General features: G+C 49.8%; 23 protein-coding genes. 9 read left to right on the top strand and 14 right to left on the bottom strand.

From position 1 onward, the window contains the following. Window positions 1-48: 48 nt before the first annotated feature. The 6 genes from RQP18_RS02690 to RQP18_RS02665 all read right to left on the bottom strand — a co-directional run bounded on the left by RQP18_RS02690 (window position 49) and on the right by RQP18_RS02665 (window position 4,835). Window positions 49-1,242, bottom strand: a complete 1,194-nt coding sequence (locus RQP18_RS02690; RefSeq protein WP_342388622.1) for an ornithine--oxo-acid transaminase — start codon at window positions 1,240-1,242, stop codon at window positions 49-51. Window positions 1,243-1,314: 72 nt separating this feature from the next. Next, complete coding sequence (gene pruA / locus RQP18_RS02685; RefSeq protein WP_342388621.1) at window positions 1,315-2,856, bottom strand: L-glutamate gamma-semialdehyde dehydrogenase; 1,542 nt, start codon at window positions 2,854-2,856, stop codon at window positions 1,315-1,317. Window positions 2,857-3,155: 299 nt separating this feature from the next. After that, window positions 3,156-3,536: a S1 domain-containing post-transcriptional regulator Ygs gene (ygs, locus tag RQP18_RS02680; RefSeq protein ID WP_031547377.1), complete on the bottom strand. Its 381-nt coding sequence runs from the start codon at window positions 3,534-3,536 to the stop codon at window positions 3,156-3,158. 128 nt (window positions 3,537-3,664) lie between these two features. Beyond that, window positions 3,665-3,925, bottom strand: a complete 261-nt coding sequence (locus RQP18_RS02675; protein WP_342388620.1) for a DUF1871 family protein — start codon at window positions 3,923-3,925, stop codon at window positions 3,665-3,667. Continuing rightward, window positions 3,909-4,112: a hypothetical protein gene (locus RQP18_RS02670; protein ID WP_342388619.1), complete on the bottom strand. Its 204-nt coding sequence runs from the start codon at window positions 4,110-4,112 to the stop codon at window positions 3,909-3,911. The genes RQP18_RS02675 and RQP18_RS02670 overlap by 17 nt, the downstream gene beginning before the upstream one ends. 132 nt (window positions 4,113-4,244) lie before the next feature. Further along, on the bottom strand, window positions 4,245-4,835 hold the full coding sequence (locus tag RQP18_RS02665; protein WP_342388618.1) for a peptidylprolyl isomerase: 591 nt from the start codon (window positions 4,833-4,835) through the stop codon (window positions 4,245-4,247). Window positions 4,836-5,024: 189 nt separating this feature from the next. Here RQP18_RS02665 and RQP18_RS02660 point away from each other — a divergent pair, with 189 nt between their 5' ends. The 7 genes from RQP18_RS02660 to mnhG are packed head-to-tail and all read left to right on the top strand — an operon-like array spanning window position 5,025 to window position 10,851. Beyond that, window positions 5,025-7,439, top strand: coding sequence for a Na+/H+ antiporter subunit A (locus RQP18_RS02660; RefSeq protein ID WP_342388617.1), 2,415 nt, complete (start codon window positions 5,025-5,027; stop codon window positions 7,437-7,439). Next, the gene (locus RQP18_RS02655) at window positions 7,408-7,875 is read left to right on the top strand and encodes a Na(+)/H(+) antiporter subunit B (protein WP_342388616.1); all 468 of its coding nucleotides are present in this window, start codon (window positions 7,408-7,410) and stop codon (window positions 7,873-7,875) included. The genes RQP18_RS02660 and RQP18_RS02655 overlap by 32 nt, the downstream gene beginning before the upstream one ends. Then, window positions 7,875-8,216 (top strand): Na(+)/H(+) antiporter subunit C, encoded by a 342-nt coding sequence (locus RQP18_RS02650; protein WP_342388615.1) that lies wholly within the window; start codon window positions 7,875-7,877, stop codon window positions 8,214-8,216. Before RQP18_RS02655 ends, RQP18_RS02650 begins: the two co-directional genes overlap by 1 nt. Continuing rightward, window positions 8,206-9,699 carry a Na+/H+ antiporter subunit D gene (locus RQP18_RS02645; protein WP_342388614.1) on the top strand — a complete coding sequence of 498 codons (1,494 nt, stop codon included), beginning with the start codon at window positions 8,206-8,208 and terminating at the stop codon, window positions 9,697-9,699. The genes RQP18_RS02650 and RQP18_RS02645 overlap by 11 nt, the downstream gene beginning before the upstream one ends. Beyond that, window positions 9,700-10,179: a Na+/H+ antiporter subunit E gene (locus RQP18_RS02640; RefSeq protein ID WP_342388613.1), complete on the top strand. Its 480-nt coding sequence runs from the start codon at window positions 9,700-9,702 to the stop codon at window positions 10,177-10,179. Further along, on the top strand, window positions 10,176-10,475 hold the full coding sequence (locus RQP18_RS02635) for a Na(+)/H(+) antiporter subunit F1 (protein ID WP_239414758.1): 300 nt from the start codon (window positions 10,176-10,178) through the stop codon (window positions 10,473-10,475). Before RQP18_RS02640 ends, RQP18_RS02635 begins: the two co-directional genes overlap by 4 nt. Then, window positions 10,453-10,851, top strand: a complete 399-nt coding sequence (gene mnhG / locus RQP18_RS02630) for a monovalent cation/H(+) antiporter subunit G (RefSeq protein WP_342388612.1) — start codon at window positions 10,453-10,455, stop codon at window positions 10,849-10,851. Before RQP18_RS02635 ends, mnhG begins: the two co-directional genes overlap by 23 nt. A gap of 43 nt (window positions 10,852-10,894) precedes the next feature. Here the strand turns inward: mnhG and RQP18_RS02625 are convergent, their stop codons facing one another. The 6 genes from RQP18_RS02625 to RQP18_RS02600 form a co-directional block, all read right to left on the bottom strand. Next, window positions 10,895-11,272 carry a PaaI family thioesterase gene (locus RQP18_RS02625; RefSeq protein ID WP_342388611.1) on the bottom strand — a complete coding sequence of 126 codons (378 nt, stop codon included), beginning with the start codon at window positions 11,270-11,272 and terminating at the stop codon, window positions 10,895-10,897. Further along, window positions 11,265-12,755 carry a leucyl aminopeptidase family protein gene (locus tag RQP18_RS02620; protein ID WP_373446110.1) on the bottom strand — a complete coding sequence of 497 codons (1,491 nt, stop codon included), beginning with the start codon at window positions 12,753-12,755 and terminating at the stop codon, window positions 11,265-11,267. Before RQP18_RS02620 ends, RQP18_RS02625 begins: the two co-directional genes overlap by 8 nt. Window positions 12,756-12,763: 8 nt before the next feature. Next, window positions 12,764-13,081: a YuiB family protein gene (locus RQP18_RS02615; RefSeq protein ID WP_342388609.1), complete on the bottom strand. Its 318-nt coding sequence runs from the start codon at window positions 13,079-13,081 to the stop codon at window positions 12,764-12,766. Between the two features lie 72 nt (window positions 13,082-13,153). Further along, a complete protein-coding gene (locus RQP18_RS02610) occupies window positions 13,154-14,359 on the bottom strand; it encodes an NAD(P)/FAD-dependent oxidoreductase (protein WP_342388608.1) in 1,206 nt (401 codons plus the stop codon). 128 nt (window positions 14,360-14,487) lie between these two features. Then, complete coding sequence (locus RQP18_RS02605) at window positions 14,488-14,847, bottom strand: HesB/IscA family protein (protein WP_342388607.1); 360 nt, start codon at window positions 14,845-14,847, stop codon at window positions 14,488-14,490. A gap of 53 nt (window positions 14,848-14,900) precedes the next feature. Further along, a complete protein-coding gene (locus RQP18_RS02600; protein WP_342388606.1) occupies window positions 14,901-15,164 on the bottom strand; it encodes a YuzB family protein in 264 nt (87 codons plus the stop codon). A gap of 104 nt (window positions 15,165-15,268) precedes the next feature. Here RQP18_RS02600 and RQP18_RS02595 point away from each other — a divergent pair, with 104 nt between their 5' ends. Next, window positions 15,269-16,330 carry an NAD(P)/FAD-dependent oxidoreductase gene (locus RQP18_RS02595; RefSeq protein WP_342388605.1) on the top strand — a complete coding sequence of 354 codons (1,062 nt, stop codon included), beginning with the start codon at window positions 15,269-15,271 and terminating at the stop codon, window positions 16,328-16,330. 41 nt (window positions 16,331-16,371) lie between these two features. Here the strand turns inward: RQP18_RS02595 and RQP18_RS02590 are convergent, their stop codons facing one another. Continuing rightward, on the bottom strand, window positions 16,372-16,614 hold the full coding sequence (locus tag RQP18_RS02590; RefSeq protein WP_031547410.1) for a NifU family protein: 243 nt from the start codon (window positions 16,612-16,614) through the stop codon (window positions 16,372-16,374). 56 nt (window positions 16,615-16,670) lie between these two features. On the opposite strand from RQP18_RS02590, the gene RQP18_RS02585 reads away from it, so the two are divergent. Beyond that, on the top strand, window positions 16,671-17,021 hold the full coding sequence (locus RQP18_RS02585) for a YuzD family protein (RefSeq protein WP_373446109.1): 351 nt from the start codon (window positions 16,671-16,673) through the stop codon (window positions 17,019-17,021). Between the two features lie 39 nt (window positions 17,022-17,060). Here the strand turns inward: RQP18_RS02585 and RQP18_RS02580 are convergent, their stop codons facing one another. Beyond that, on the bottom strand, window positions 17,061-17,603 hold the full coding sequence (locus tag RQP18_RS02580; protein ID WP_342388603.1) for a biotin transporter BioY: 543 nt from the start codon (window positions 17,601-17,603) through the stop codon (window positions 17,061-17,063). Window position 17,604: the final 1 nt, after the last annotated feature.

Below are 17,604 nucleotides of genomic sequence, written 5' to 3'. Positions count from 1 at the left end.
GAACTGTTTTCACTGTTATTGTAACATATTAATTACTATTTGAAAGCGTTATTTGGACAGTACCTGCTTCACTCTCTCAAGCGCCCAATCCAAATCTTCCTTCGAAATGACAAGAGGTGGTGCAAAGCGGATGACCGTGTCATGCGTCTCCTTGCAAAGGATGCCAAGCTCTTTCAGCTCCTCGCAATATGGACGGGCCGACTCTGTCAGATCGACTCCAATGAACAGGCCACGGCCTCTGATCTCCTTGATCAGGGGCGTATCGATCTTTTCGAGCTCGGATTTGAAGTATTCTCCAAGTTCATTTGAACGCTCCACAAGGTTTTCATCTAGGAGTACATCCAGCGCTGCTTCAGAAACTGCACAGGCAAGCGGGTTCCCTCCGAATGTGGACCCGTGGGAGCCCGGGTTGAACACGCTCAGGACCTCCGTGTCCGCAAGTATGCAGGAAATCGGGAATACTCCGCCCCCGAGCGCCTTGCCCAGAATGTACATATCCGGTTTCACATCGTCCCAGTCTGTTGCGAACATTTTACCGGAACGCCCAAGCCCAGCCTGGATTTCATCGGCAATGAAGAGGATGTTGTGTTCGTCACACAATTCCCTCACTTCCTTAAGGAATCCTTCAGGTGGAATATTGATGCCCGCTTCCCCCTGTATCGGTTCGAGCAGTATCGCTGCAGTATTTTCAGAAACGGCTTCCTTGATCTGGTCTATATCACCAAAGTCGACGAGTCTGATGCCGTCGAGCAGTGGACCATAGCCACGGCGGTATTCCGCTTCTGATGAGAGGGATACGGCAGCCAGTGTACGGCCATGGAAGTTCTGGTTCATGGCGATGATTTCAGCCTTGTCGTCCTCTACGCCCTTCACATCGTAAGCCCAGCGGCGTGCTGCTTTTATCGCCGTCTCCACAGCTTCTGCTCCTGTGTTCATCGGCAGTGCCATTTCCTTGCCGGAAAGCTTGCACACCTTTTCGTACCATGGACCCAGCCTGTCCGAGTGGAAGGCACGGGATGTCAGGGTGAGCTTATCCGCCTGATCCTTGAGTGCCTGAATGACCTTCGGGTGCCTGTGCCCCTGGTTGACTGCAGAATATGCACTGAGCATATCCATGTATTTGTTGCCTTCCGGGTCCTTGACCCATACACCCTCTGCCTCCGAGATAACAATCGGTAAAGGATTGTAGTTTGGCGCGCCATACTGTTCTGTCTGCTTGATAATTTCTTGTGATTTTGTCATTTTACATTCCTTTCTAAAAAACAGCGGGTGGATTCCCGCTGTTTTATTTGTGCTTTTTGTTTGGGGTGGAGATTAAAGCTGCTCGGAGCTTGTTTTACCTTGCATGTGGAGTGCCAGGTAATCCGGTCCACCCGCTTTGGAGTCTGTACCGGACATCTTGAATCCGCCGAATGGCTGATAGCCGACGATTGCTGCTGTACAGCCACGGTTGAAGTACAGGTTGCCGACATGGAAGTCGCGGCGTGCCTGTTCGATATGGTGACGGTTCTGTGTAATGACAGCACCTGTCAGACCGTAGTCTGTGGCATTCGCATACTCGATGGCCTGATCGAAGTCCTTCGCTGTTGCAAAGCCGACGACAGGTCCGAAGATTTCCTCCTGCATCACTACATCATCATGCTTCAGTCCCGAGAATACGGTAGGGTACACGAAGTGGCCCGTTTCATTCTCGGTATTTCCACCTACTTCAAGTTTACCTTCTTCTTTTCCAATTTCAATATACTTTTTGATTTTTTCCAATGAAGAATCATCAATGACCGGTCCGACATCAACGTTGGATTCCGGATTGCCGACTTTGAGATCTTTCGTTTTTTCAACGACTTTTTCAAGCAGTTCGTCATGGATGTCCTCAAGTGCGATGACACGGGAACAGGCTGAACATTTCTGGCCGCTGAAGCCGAATGCAGAGTAGACGATCGCCTCTGCTGCAAGTTCAAGATCCGCATCGGAATCGACGACGATTGTATCCTTGCCGCCCATTTCCGCGATGACGCGCTTCAGATGTGTCTGGCCTTCCTGGACCACCGCAGCCTTTTCAAAGATTTTCGTGCCGACATCACGGGAGCCTGTGAATGAGATGAAGCGTGTATCCTTGTGTTCGACAAGGTAGTCGCCGATATCACGGGAAGAACCTGGAATGAAGTTTACGACGCCTTTCGGCATTCCCGCTTCTTCAAGCACTTCAACAAATTTGTACGCAATGACGGATGTGCGTGAAGATGGCTTGAGTAATACCGTATTGCCCGTGACCATGGAAGCGGCTGTTGTACCTGCCATGATTGCGAATGCAAAGTTCCAGGGGGAGATGACGAGACCTACACCGAGTGGGATGTAGTGGAACTGGTTGTATTCGCCCGCACGGGATTCCACATGTTCACCATCTCTGAGCTTGAGGTGATTGCGTCCGTAGTACTCGAGGAAATCTATTGCTTCTGCTGTATCCGCATCCGCCTCTTTCCATGGCTTGCCGCCTTCTTTCACAAGCAGGGCAGTGAATTCGAATTTGCGCTTGCGGATGATCGCTGCTGCTTTGAACAGTACATCAGAACGGAATTCGAAAGGATACTTCCTCCATGACTCGAATGTCTCGAGTGCCACATCCATTGCCTTTTGGGCGTGCTCCTGATTCGCCTGGGACAGGTTGCCGATTGTTTCCTGTTTATTTGCAGGGTTGTAGGATTCCTTCTTGTCATCCGTCATGACATGCTCTCCACCGATGATCAGTGGATAATCCTGACCAAGATACCCTTTTACTGTATTCAGACCTTCTTCCAGCTTCTTACGGTTTTCCTCTTTCGAAAAATCCGTAAATGGTTCATGTTTGTACGGTATCATTCAGTAAACCTCCTTAAAATATTAAATCTCTATACATAATAATGGACTTTTTATCAGACTTTTTCAAGCTTTTTGATAAAGGCGTCAGAAGCGCTTTCATGCGGTCTGCAAACGTATTCAAACCAACGGATAACTATACGCTCATGAGTATATAAATGCCATTGGTGGCAACGTTTTCAGTTTGCTCAAATGAAAGCTGTATACAGTATACTGGCGAGGATTTTTGGAAACAAAAAATCTGCAGGAGTCCTCTCCTGCAGATCTACTTATTTCTGGCTGTGCTTCCGTAGTCTGGCCAGCTATTTTTCTTTCATGCGTCGTTTCGCCGTCTCTATCCATTCCGGCATCTTTTGTCTAAGGGACTCGAATCCATATTTTTCCGTATCTCTGATCTGATCCAGGACTGAACGCCTGTCCCGTTTTCTCTCCTCATTTTTGAAGTATTCGTTATCCTTCAAGGTGAGATTCAGTTTTCCATTCTTGTCCACGCTGAGCACTTTCGCTTTTACAATCTGCCCTTTGGATAAAAATTGATTGACGTCGTGGACATAATCGTTCATCACTTCTGAAATATGAATGAGTCCTTCTTGATTATCAGGGGTTTTGACAAAAGCACCATACGGCTGGATACCAGTTACTTTGACCTTCACAAACTGGCCTGTCCGATATTTTTTTGCCACTTGGATTACCCCACTAACTTTCAGTAGTTCATACGCATTGATTATTTTATCATAATAGGAAGTGATTATCTAATCATAGGCAGGATCGAAGAAAAAAACCGCATGGAAAGCCTTGGCTCCCCCTGCGGTCATGGTGCTTTATATAATTCCACGATTTCAAGTCCCTTTTCGGCTACCGGACGGATTTTTTCAAGCGGTATCTCCATTTCGAACGAGTGAAGGAAAATCTGCTGTATTTCCCGGCCCGCCTGTTCAGCGTCCCCGGTTCTGTGCAGGACTTCCATGCTGTCATAGATCTCGGCATCATAGTCGAAGTCCTCCGCTTCCAGTCCGAGCGGGTCCCATTCCTTGAGCAACCGATAGAGTTCGATATTACCTTCCGGATTCATGGTGCTGTTCCTGTTCAATTCTTTCCATCACCTGCTGCTCGAAACGCTTCATCTTCTCTTCCTGCTTTTCTGAATGCCTCTTTACGAACCGATAGGCGAGATAGGCAAGCAGTATGCACAGGGCGAGCATGAGGAACGCAGGGATGTACTCCGTCTTATCCTCAGGGAAATATAGAAACGGCATCATAATTAATCACTCCCCTTTACTCCATACAGTATAACAAACACCATATATGCATGAATCCTTTATTAATGACTATTTTGTGAGCATTTCTTCATATAGAAAGAGGGCACCCGGGGTGCCCTCTTCTTCTTACAGCTATTCCACGACTTCGATCGTCTCGATCTTGACATCCTCAACCGGACGGTCCTGTGCACCGGTTTTGACGTCGGCAATCTTCTCGACGACATCCATACCATCGATGACATGGCCGAATACGGTGTGGCGCTGGTCGAGCCAAGGTGTGCCGCCCTGCTTTTCGTACGCCTCTATGATTTCAGCAGGATAACCTGCGCCTTCCAGCTGGCTGAGCATCTGGGAAGGGACTTCTTTGGCCTGGACGATGAAGAACTGGCTGCCATTTGTGCCGGGCCCTGCATTCGCCATGGACAGGGCACCATACAGATTGAATGCCTCCGTGGAGAACTCATCCTCGAAGCTTCCGCCATAGATGCTTTCGCCGCCCATGCCTGTACCGGTCGGATCGCCTCCCTGGACCATGAAATCCTTGATGATGCGGTGGAAGATCTGACCATCATAGTAGCCGTTCTTTGCATGTGTCGTGAAGTTCTCGACCGTCTTTGGTGCGATGTCCTTCAACAGTTTCACCTTCACATCTCCATGGTTCGTATGGATTACGGCCTGTACTTCGTTGCTACCTACTTCTTTAGTTAACTGTGGGTAAGTCATGTTATGCCTCCTGATTTCATTTATTGCAGATTCAGTGCGTAAAATGTGAAAAATATGTGACATAAAACTGCTTTTTTCCTATTTATACTATACAGATATTTTCACTTTTTTCAAACCCTATACGTTTATTTACCCTATTGGTTACTGTATAATTGCTATATATATTGTGCAAATAAAGGAGGATACACTTTGGCACTGATACATTTAGCGATTTTACTACCTCTGATCGCCGCCATAGCAATCGGCGTCATCTACAGGTATTATAAACGCCTTCATCTGGGCTGGTTTGTTCTGCCGGTCCCACTCATTATTGTAATCTACCTGCTCACGCTCGTGCCCAGGGTGAGCAATAACCAGTTGATTTATGAATCATTGGCGATAATGCCTAGAATCGGCATGAATTTCGATGTGTACATAGATGGTCTTGGGCTTTTATTTGCCATACTTATTTCCGGTATCGGAGCACTTGTCGTCCTTTACTCCATTGGTTACCTGTCACACAAGGAAGACCTTGGAAGTTTCTATGTCTATCTTCTCATGTTCATGAGCGCCATGCTTGGTGTGGTACTGAACGATAACGTCCTCATGCTCTATCTTTTCTGGGAGCTGACGTCCATTTCCAGCTTCCTGCTCATCGCCTTCTGGTTCATGAAGGAACGGTCATTGTATGGTGCACAGAAATCCATGCTGATCACCATGGGTGGCGGATTCCTGATGCTCGGCGGATTCATACTGCTCTATATAATGACGGGCACCTTCAGCATCAGGGAAATGATCAGCCAGGTTTCAGCCATCCAGGAAAGTCCGCTGGCGCCCCTGGCTGTCGTACTCATTCTCTTTGGTGCCTTCACCAAATCCGCACAGTTCCCGTTCTACATCTGGCTGCCGGATGCGATGGAAGCGCCTACGCCGGTAAGCGCCTATCTGCACTCGGCAACCATGGTCAAGGCGGGCATCTATCTTGTGGCAAGACTGACACCCCTGTTCGCCTTCTCGGAACTGTGGGTGTGGATCATACTGCTCGGCGGGCTGATCACAATGACCTGGGCATCCTTCAATGCAATACGCAAGGATGACCTGAAGGCGGTCCTCGCCTTCTCGACGGTATCCCAGCTCGGGCTGATCATGTCACTGCTCGGCCTTGGGGCATTGAGTGTGGTGACCGGCGCAAACGAGGAATATTTCTCGATTGCCGTCGTTGCGGCCGTATTCCATCTGATCAACCATGCAACCTTCAAGGGCGCACTCTTCATGGTCACGGGCATCGTGGATCATGAAGCAGGAACAAGAAGCCTGAAGAAGCTCGGCGGTCTTCTGACGGTCATGCCGATCTCCTTCACTCTGACACTGATCACTGCGCTGTCCATGGCGGGACTGCCGCCATTCAACGGTTTCCTGTCGAAGGAGCTGTTCCTGGAAGCCATGATTGATGTCCGTGAAGCAAACTTCGGGGCACTGGCGGATGTTTCGCTCATCTTCCCGCTGCTCGCAATTCTGGGAAGCATATTCACGTTCGTCTATTCCATACTGATCGTCTACGGCATCTTCTTCGGCAAACGGACATATGATACGCCGAAAGAGCCGCACGAAGCGCCTGTACTGATGCTCATCTCCCCGGCGATACTGACTGTACTGGTCCTTGTATTCGGCTTCTTCCCTAACATACTGTCAGGGACGATCATCGACCCGGCTGCAATGAGCATCATGGCGTCCGACACACCGCTCGGCACCCATCTGTACATGTGGCATGGGTTCGCCAACCCGGCGCTATGGGCAACGATTTTCATAGTGATTACGGGAGTACTCCTATTCTACTTCAGGGACAAATGGATGTTCATCTATGACTACCATAAGGAACGCTTCACCCTGAACTACCTGTATGATCAGGGATTGATCTACAGCCGCTTTGGTTCACGGAAAATCACAGACGGGTATATGAGCGGCTTCATCCGCTCATATCTGGTATATATATTCCTGTTCTTCATCGTGATGGGCATCCTTACGCTGTTGAATACAGGCATACGCATCAGCTTCGATGATATGGCGCCGGTCCGTATACACGAAATGGCCGTCGTACTCATCATACTGGTTTCCATCGGGGTCATTCTGGCCACGAAATCACGCATGGTTTCCATCATCATGCTCGGTGCCATCGGCTTTTCCATGTCCCTGTTCTTTGTATTCTTCAGGGCAGCTGACCTGGCATTGACCCAACTCGCCATCGAAACGGTGACGACAGCACTCTTCCTGGTATGTTTCTATCATCTTCCGAAGAAGAGCAGGCACCAGGAGCGTATGCGATTTAAACTGACGAACTTCCTCGTTTCTCTCGGGGTGGCACTCATCGTCATCATCATCGGGCTTACAGCCTACTCGAACCGTCTGTTCGACCGCATCAGCGAGTTCCATATCGAGAATGTATATGAGCTTGCAGCGGGCGGCAATATGGTCAACGTCATACTTGTCGACTTCCGTGGTTTCGATACACTCTTCGAAACACTCGTATTCGGTATCGCAGGGATTGGCATATACAGCCTGATGAAACTCAGATTGAACAGAAAGGATGAGAATAGTGAAGAACACGCTGAAGAAAGCCGGATATAATAAAGTTCAGAAACAGATGAACGACGTGTTCCTGCAATTCACTGCGAAATTGGTCTTCTTCATCATCATCATGTTCTCCTTCAACCTGTTCTTTGCAGGGCACTATACGCCTGGAGGCGGATTTGTCGGCGGCCTGCTTGCCGCAGCGGCACTGATACTCCTGGTGATCGCTTATGACAGGAAGACGCTCGAGAATATGGTGCCGATCGATTTCCGGCTGGTCATCACAATCGGCCTGCTGTTTGCAGCAGGCATACCGACCCTGTCATTCCTGTTCGGCACACCGTTCTTTACACATCAGCACACATATGTGGAGATTCCAGTGTTCGGGGAAGTGGCACTCCACTCCGCCGTCCTCTTTGACATCGGCGTCTTCCTGACCGTCGCTGCCACCGCCCTGCTCATCATCGTACTTGTAGGGGAGGCGGATGAATAATGGAACTGATAACAATCATATTGAGCGGTATCCTCATCGGATCAGCCGTCTACATGATGCTGTCGAAAAGTGTGATAAGGATCATCATCGGTACCGCACTGCTCAGTCATGGGGTCCACCTGATGCTCCTTACCATGGGACAGCTGAAGCGCGGGAACATTCCCGTACTCGATGAAGAAGTATCCAACTACTCTGACCCGTTGCCCCAGGCGCTCATCCTGACCGCAATCGTCATTGCGTTTGCACTGACTGCCTATATACTGGTACTTGCCCTGAGAAGCTACAGGGAACTCGGTACAGACGACGTTGAACAGATGAAAGGAGTTCCACATGACGACTAACATATTGCCTCTATTGCCAATAATGATTCCGTTTTTCGCAGGAATCATCATGTTATTTATAGGGCGACGGCCATTGGCACATAGGGTGATTGCGACAATAAGCAGTCTGCTCATCATCATCTCTGCCGTTTGGCTGGTCGTCCTTGTCTATCAAAATGGCACGATTGCGACATTCCTTGGAAACTGGGCACCGCCTTTCGGCATCAGTGTCGTCATAGACATGGCGGCGGCACTCCTGCTTCTTACAACCGCAATCATCACACTGTTTACTGTAATCTATTCATTCCAGTCCATCGGCATCGAACGTGAGAAGTTCTACTACTATGTCATGGTAATGTTCATGATTTCAGGTGTGAACGGCGCGTTCTCCACCGGGGATATATTCAACATGTTTGTATTCTTCGAAGTCTTCCTGCTTGCTTCCTATGTGCTGATCACTTTGGGCGGCACGAAGATCCAGCTCCAGGAAGGGTTCAAATATATACTCGTCAACATGATCTCCTCGAACTTCTTCGTTCTTGGCCTTGCCTATCTCTATTCGGTGACAGGTTCACTCAATATGGCGGATATCCATGCCAAGCTTGAAGGATTTGAGGGGAACTACAGCATCATGACACTCGTCGCTGTCGTCTTCCTGTTCGTATTTGCGACGAAGGCAGGGGTATTCCCCCTCTACTTCTGGCTGCCGGGTTCCTATTATGCACCGCCGATGCCTGCACTCGTACTGTTCGGCGCACTGCTTACCAAAGTCGGCATCTATGCCATTGCGAGGACGTACAGCCTGTTCTTCATAGATAACGTCGAATTCACACATCAGATGCTGCTTCTGCTGGCTTTGGCCACCATCATCATGGGATCCATCGGTGCACTCAGCTATGCGGACATGAAACGCATCATCATCTATAACATACTGATCGCCGTCGGCATCATCCTGGTCGGTGTATCAATGATGGATGAAGCCGGAATGCTCGGTGCATTCTACTATCTGATCCATGACATGATCATCAAAGCGGCACTGTTCATGCTTGTCGGCTTTCTCATCTACCGTACAGGAGAGACGAATGCCGAAAGGCTTGGCGGCCTGATCAAGATCCATCCGGTCACCGGCTGGATGTTCTTCATTGCCACGCTGTCGCTCGCAGGAGTGCCGCCATTTCCGGGCTTCTACGGCAAGCTGTTCATCGTCCAGTCGACGTTCACGAATGACAACTACATCGCCGGCATCATCGTACTCGTTTCGAGCCTGGTCGTACTGTACTCGGTCGTCCGGATATTCATCAGTGCATTCTGGGGCGAGGATATGGATTTCAGCAGGCTGAAGCCCGTCAAAAGCGATAAGCTGATCTTCGCCTCCTTTGCGATGGTGATCGTTTCCATCGCCTTCGGCCTGGCTGCAGATGCACTCTATCCGTTGTTCGAGATGGCAGCACAATCCTTCTACGATCCTGCCTCTTACTCTAATTATCTGCCGGAGGTGGAATAGATGGCATTACAAATATTGATCAACCTGGGCCTTGCGGCCCTATGGATGTTCCTGTCCTCGAATTTCACTGTGGCTTCATTCACCGCAGGCTACCTGCTTGGAATGCTCGCTGTCTATATGCTCAGGAATTTCCTCCCGGGGTCCTTCTACTTGAGAAGGGTCAAAGCGATTATCATTCTCGTCTTCATTTTCATCTGGCAGATGATATTGGCCAACATCGATGTCGTAAGGATTGTTCTGAGACCAAAGATAGATATACGTCCCGGATTTTTTGCATACCCATGCGACCTTGAAGACGAATGGGCTGTCAGTCTGCTGTCCGCCCTGATTACATTGACTCCGGGGACCGTCGTGGTGGCCATATCCGATGACCACTCCACGCTGTATGTCCATGGACTCGACGTTGAAGATTCGGAAACGGAGATCGCCTCGATCAAGGACAGTTTTGAACAGGCGATCAAAGAGGTGAAGAAACCATGAATACTTTCCTTGATATCGTCATTATATTGAGCATCATCATTCTGGCATTCTCGATGGTCGGCATGGTGTACCGTATGGTAAAAGGTCCTTCGCTCCACGACAAGGTCATGGCCCTTGATGCCTTCGGTGTCATGCTGATGGCGATGATTGCTCTGATTGCCATGACGCTGCACACGACCTATCTGCTTGTGGTCATCCTGCTCATCGGCATACTGGCCTATATCGCCACCATCGCATTTGCCAAATATCTGGAGAAAGGCGTGATTTTTGAAAATGATAGAGATCATAGCGAGTAGCATCATCGCCTTCTTCATCCTTGCCGGAGCCTTCTTTACAGCTGTCAGTGCCATCGGGGTCATCAGGCTGCCTGATGTCTATTCCCGGATGCATGCAGCTTCGAAGAGCTCCACCCTCGGGGTGATGATGATGATGATCGGCACCTTCCTCTACTTCTGGTATATGGACGGATACATGGACAGCAAGCTTTTCCTGGCCATCCTGTTCATCTTCATCACTGCCCCGGTATCTGCCCACATGCTTTCACGCAGTGCGTTCCATACCGGCGTCACGCCGTACAAGCTCACTGTACTGAATGAACTCAGACGGGACGAGATGGGCGAATCCGACAATCCGGATGCCCACCCGATCACAATCAAGAACTATAAGAAATAAATGAAAAAATGCGATGAATCCATTAAGGATCCATCGCATTTTTTCATCTCTTCTTTTTTACCGCCATCGTGCACCGGGACAGGCAGACGAGTGCGTCTGCCTCATCCATGATCTCGATTTCCCATATCTGGGTACTCCTGCCCTGATGCCGGCATCTTGCTGTGGCCGTCAGCCTGCCCGTCTGCTTCGTCTTTATATGGTTGGCGTTGATCTCCATGCCGAAGGTGATTTCATCGTCTGCAATCAACCCTGCTGCCCCCCGGCTTGCTGCGGTTTCCGCCAGCACGACGTTCGCCCCGCCATGAAGAAAACCGTAGGGCTGCAGCACCTTCTCCGTGACCGGCATGTCCATGACCATCAGTCCAGGTTCATCACGCACGACCTCGATTTCCAGCAGTTCAATCAGGCCTCCGCTATTCATGGACGTTCCCTGTTTCGAACAATTTTACAATTGTGCGGATCATAACACCGGTGGCCCCTTTTGGACCGTATGGCGTTTCTTTATCCGATGTGCCTGTACCTGCAATATCAAAATGGATCCATGGTGTGCCATTGGCGAACTGCTTGATGAAACAGGCCGCGAATGACGCACGGCCAGGCTTTTCCACATGATTCGTCAGGTCGGCCACTTGTGATTGGCGCACATTCTTCTCTTCAATATCGGAGATAGGCAGATGCCACACCTCTTCGCCTGTATACTTCGTCATTTCGACAAGCGGGGTGAGGAATGCCGCATCCTTGTTTGTAAACACACCTGTGCGCTCTGTTCCGAGTGCTGCCACAACAGCACCTGTCAACGTTGCAAAATCCATGATCAGGCTCGGTGCGTACTGGGAAGCGTGGAAAACCGCGTCTCCAAGGACCAGGCGCCCTTCTGCGTCCGTGTTCTTTATTTCCACCGACTGGCCACTGTGGGAAACATAGACATCATCCGGACGCATGGCATTTCCATCAACCATATTTTCTGCAAGGGCTACAACACCAATCACGTGGACGGGCAGCCCCATTTCCGAAATGGCGTGGATCATGCCGACGACATTCGCTGCCCCACTCATATCATACTTCATTTCAGGCATGCCGGTCTTCGTCTTGATCGAATAGCCGCCTGTATCAAACGTGATTCCCTTGCCTACCAGGGCAATCGGCCTGTAGCCTTTCGCTTCCGGGTGCCGGTATTCGATGGTGACGAGCCGGGGCTTCGACTGGGATGCCTTGCCGACTGCAGTGATCAGTCCATAGCCCTCTTCTTCCAGTACTTCGTCATTCTTCACTTCTCCGGTGACATGGGGATGGGACCGGAATACCGCCGCAATCTTGTCCGCCATATGTTCGGGTGTCATGATGTTCGGCGGCGTCTCACTGAAATTCCTCGCCATGACGATGCCCTCGCCTACTTTTCTATACCGTGACATCCTGTCTTCGATATCCGTCCTGCTGGTGATCGAGAACACCGCCTCCTCACTGAACAGGGGCGGCTGGTTTGTCTTATATGTATTGAATTCATACACACTGACTTCCGCCATAATGGCCATCGTCTCAGCAAGCAGGTCTATATCCACCGGAAATGTATCCAGCAGTATCTGGCCACGGACTGTATCCGTGTCTTTCAGGAATTGGAACATTCTGCCCAGTGCTTCCGACAGTCTCACGGGATCAAGCGCTTCAATCTTCCCCAGCCCGACGGCAATGACTTTGCGGTAGTCCCGCTGTATGGTCACACCCGTCGTTGTCACTGTCGAAAATTCAGTTGACAGGACATCCTCCCTGATGATGTCTTCCATCTGGCCTCCCAGCAGCGTATCCACTTCTTCGTAATTCTCCATACGGGCCGGCTCATGCGGCAGCCCGATAATGATCGGTTCATCTGTTGCGACATATTTGTCGCGATATTGAAATTCCATCATTTATCCTCCTAGAACATCTGGTACCCGGCTTTGCGCAAGTAGCGGATTGTCATACCGGCAAGTATCGTCCCGACAAGCCCGCTTCCAAGCATCAGCATATCTGCCGGATGCAGATTCACGAGCCTTTCCCCAAGGGTACTGAAAGCTTCAGATGTATTTGTAAAATATTCCGCTGTTGATATGCCGTCAACGATGAGCAGGACGATGAAAGGATATACGCCCACCATCAGCCATGTCATCTTCAATATCATATTCAGTATGAAACTGATGCCATAGAATAGGACAAAGAACAACAGCATGGATATTACGAGTTGTATTATTGACATTATTGATTACCCTCCACATGAAAAAAAGGCACGGGCATTAAAGCAATACCCATGCCTGTCTTATCAGTTGTATCAGAACAGTTTTCCTTTTGAATAGGCGAGCAGTGGTCCACCGATTTTGAATATGGCCCTGGAATCGATGAGGCGCTTCATGAAGGCTGCCTTCTTGCCTTTGATCTCACGGCCCATGACGAGCCCGATGCCGTCTTTTGATCCGAGTGAGCAGACAGTACCTTTGTCATCATAGGAGAACGGCTCAAGCTTTTCGCCTTTGAGCGAAAGCTCGATGTTCTTCGCTGTATGTTCACCTAGCTGCATTGCAATCTGGGCAGTTGTCGGCCATGGGCGTTCAGTCTCCCCGTTCATCACTGCAGCGACGTCACCGATGGCATAGATGTTGTCATACCCTTCGATGCGAAGGTCCGGACGTACAATGATGCGTCCCCGTTTGACATCGTCGAAAGATTCCTCCATCAGACTGCTGCCGCGTACACCGGCTGTCCAGATGACGCTGTTCGCTTCGATCTGCTGTTTTTCATCATCCACTTCCACAACGAAGCCGTCTTCATTGGCTGCCACGATCGGCGTGTCGACCATGAATTTGACACCGCGGTCTTCCAGATACTTTACAGCATAGTCGACCAGATTTTCAGGGAACATCGGCAGCATTTTAGGCGCTGCTTCCACACAGGTAATGTTCACTTTGTTGTAGTCGATGCCATGCTTTTCACAAAGTTCCGGAACACTTTCAACCAGTTCGCCCAGATACTCTATGCCTGTAAAGCCTGCACCGCCGACCAGGATGGAAATATCCTTGGGGTCGTTGGACTTCTTGTAGTTTGCGAAGTTGCGCTCGATCTCCTCGCGCGCTTCAAGGGATGTCTGCGGGTTGACGATAGAATGGGCATGCTCCTCCATGCCATCGATGCCGAAAGTTTCACTTTCGAAACCGAGTGCGACGACAAGGATGTCATATTCGAATGTACCCTGTGTCGTTTCCACACGTTGCTCATCCTTGTGGATTGCAGTGACCTCTGCTGGAACGAAGGCGACCTTCTGTGCATCGACCACTTTGTTGATCGGGTAGACGCCTTCTTCCCAATCGATCGTTCCGGCAGCTGTTTCATGCAGCCATGTCGCTTCGTAATGGTACTCATTCTTATTGATGAGTGTAATGTCGGCATCTTGATGAGATAACAGTTTCTGAAGTTTGGATATTGTCTGCAAGCCTGCGTACCCTGCACCCAGCACCAAAATTTTCTTTCTCTCAAAGCTCATTATAACGTCACCTTTTCTCTCCATTTTTTAGATTGCACCTGAATTTAGGCATAATTAAAACCGCTAATATTAATCTCTTATAATATTAGCGATTTTCTTCACATATTTCAAGCGGTTTGGCTGATTCTTTAACAATCTTCCGGTTGTCCGGCGACCTCTTTTGTGCGGAATGAAGAGCCGCAGCCGCAGGCGAGTGTGGCGTTCGGGTTGTCTATTGTAAAACCGCCGCCCATCAGGGACTGTTTAAAATCGATTACAGTGCCATCTATGACGGGAATGTCCTTCTTGGCGACGAGTACTTTGACGCCATGGAATTCGTACACTTCATCCTTGTCCGTCTGTTCCAGTTCAGCTGCCATGCCGTATGTCAGGCCTGTGCAGCCTCCGCCCTGGACTTTGAATCTGAGGTAGCCATTCTCCATTTCGTTCTTTTCGAGCATATCCTTCACTTCATAGGCGGCACTTTCAGTTAGAGTTACATGAGACACATTATCACCCCTAATTATTTTTTATTATTTCCAATTATAGAGCAAACGGCCGTCTAACTCAAATCATCGGTCCATTCCTCCATATCTCTTTTGTTCCTGTCTATTCTTTTATATATCTTCTCAAGGAGCTTCTCCGGGGTCATGGCGCTGACAATTTCACCGTCCACAAGTACGAAGAATGCTTTGCTGCATAGCCCGCAGTTGTTCAGACAGCCATAATCCAGCACATCGATCTCCGGGTCTTCGTCCAGTGTCCGGTACACCTCCTCGGTGCCCTTCAGCATATTTGATGAACAGAACTCGACAAGGGTAAACATTGCATTCCCTCTTTCTCGGCATTATTGCCGACTTTCATTGTAGTTTATCGCGTTAAATATTATAATGTAAATAATAGAATTTCTAATACAAGGCGGTACTGACTATGAAGACTATCGTATGCCTCGGAGGCGGCTATGGGAATATGCGTTTCATTCAGCGTATCCTTCCAAAATTGCCCTCCGACTACACCATCACACTCGTGGACAAGAACCCTTTCCACGGGATGAAAACTGAATACTATGCCCTGGCTGCAGGGACGAAAAGTGAAAAGAACGTCCGTGTCGACTTCCCGGATGATGACAAGGTCAATATCGTCTTTGACACGGTTGCTGAAATCGATATCGACAACAGCAGAGTCATCCTCGAGAAGCAGACGCTGGACTATGACATGCTCGTCATCGGTCTCGGCTGTGAGGATAAATACCATGATGTGCCGGGCGCGAAGGAACATACCTACAGTATCCAATCCCTGAGGGAGTCGCGTGCCACCTACGAAAGCATCGGAGATCTCAAGCCCGGCTCCACAGTCGGCATCGTCGGTGCAGGACTGAGCGGCATCGAAGTGGCCAGCGAGCTGCGCGAAGCGCGTGAAGACCTCACCATCAAGCTGTTCGATCGTGGCGACCGTATCCTTCCAATGTATCCGGCACGTCTCAGTGCCTATGTCAAAAGGTGGTTCGATGACAATGATGTCGAAGTCATCCCGAATTCGAACATCGTGAAGGTCGAAGCCGACAAGGTCTACAACAACAATGAATCGCATGATCTGGATCTGGCCATCTGGACAGCCGGCGTGCAGCCGGTCGAAGTCGTACGCAACCTTCCGGTTGAGTTCGGCCCCGGTGGACGTGTCGTACTCAACCAGTACCATCAGGTTCCGGAATACGAAAACGTCTATGTGGTCGGCGATTCCGCAGCCCTCAAGCATGCACCATCAGCACAGGTGGCGGAAGGCCAGGCGGAACAGATTGCGGAAATCATGGAGGATATCATCAAGGGCAAGGCGCTTCCCGAAAAGATGTCCGACATCAAAATGCAGGGCATCCTCGGATCGCTCGGCTCCAAGGAAGGGTTCGCCTACCTCAAGGAACGGACGGTCACAGGCCGTATCGCACGCATGCTGAAAAGCGGTGTGCTGTGGATGTACAAACTCGGCAACAATTAATAAACAGCCCCCGCACTGCGGGGGCTGTTTATTTGGATGTATCAGAATACCTGTTCCACTTCCACAAAACCTGGTACTTCTTCAAGCAGTGCACGTTCGATTCCTGCCTTGAGTGTGATCGTTGAACTTGGGCACGTGCCACAAGCTCCGAGAAGACGCAACTTCACAATGCCGTCTTCCACATCCACAAGCTCACAGTCCCCGCCATCCCTTAGCAGAAAAGGACGCAATTTATCCAATACTTCATCGACTTGTTCAAACATCGTATCTTGTCCTGTAGTCATGAAATTCACTCCCTATTATTTCATACGCAAATGATTATATGTATATTATAATGGATATGGAAGAAAAAATCCATCATCTGAAAGGCGGATGTTACTTTATGAAGTATGCAATCAACGTATACGGCCGTGACGTCGTATGTGCAAGCTGCGTCAATGCACCAGGCTCCAAGGACACCTATGAATGGCTTGAAGCTGTACTGTCGCGAAAATACCCTGACCACGAACTGAATTTCAATTATATCGACATCGACCGCGCGGACAACCTGTCGGATTTCGACGAGAGCCTCATCGAACGCATCAATGATGACGAACTGTTCTATCCGCTCGTCACTGTAAATGATGAGATCGTACAGGACGGCCATGTGCAGCTCAAGCCCGTTCAGAAGTCAATCGAAAAGGAAGCCTGATTTTTGCCACTGGAGGTCTCCAGTGGCATTTTTTCTTCATCAGCCACTCGCCAGGCTGAACCCGCGGGTATGGAGCGTACGGGCAAACAGGCTCGTCAGCACGGCTACGACTACATCCTTCAGCACGAATGGGAGCACCGCCACCTTGAATGCCTCCACAGCACTCATCGGCGTGCCGAGCACCACGTTCATGATGAAGACGAAGTACAGGAAGCCGGCTATAAAAATGACGGCCAATGCAATGAGTGCGAAGCTGATTGCACCGGCAAGTGAAGATTTGTATGTAGCACCGAATCCCGCAAGCCAGGCGGCAGGTATATAACCGAGAATAAAGCCGAAAGTCGGTGAAACGACCGTGCCGAGTCCCCCGCCTCCGGCGAAGACTGGCAGACCGACCAGACCCATCAGCATATAGACGAGCGCACTCATTGCGCCAAGCTTCGGTCCCAGCAACAGGCCGGCAAGCAGGACCATCGGCACCTGCAATGTCACCGGCACCGGGCCGATGGGCAGACGGATCTGTGCACCGATTGCAATCAGTGCGGCAAACAGGGCAACATACACAAGATGTTTCGTTGACATC

This window comes from Salinicoccus sp. Bachu38 (assembly GCF_038561955.2).
Taxonomy (GTDB): domain Bacteria; phylum Bacillota; class Bacilli; order Staphylococcales; family Salinicoccaceae; genus Salinicoccus; species Salinicoccus bachuensis.
This window is presented reverse-complemented; position numbering and strand designations above follow the sequence as displayed.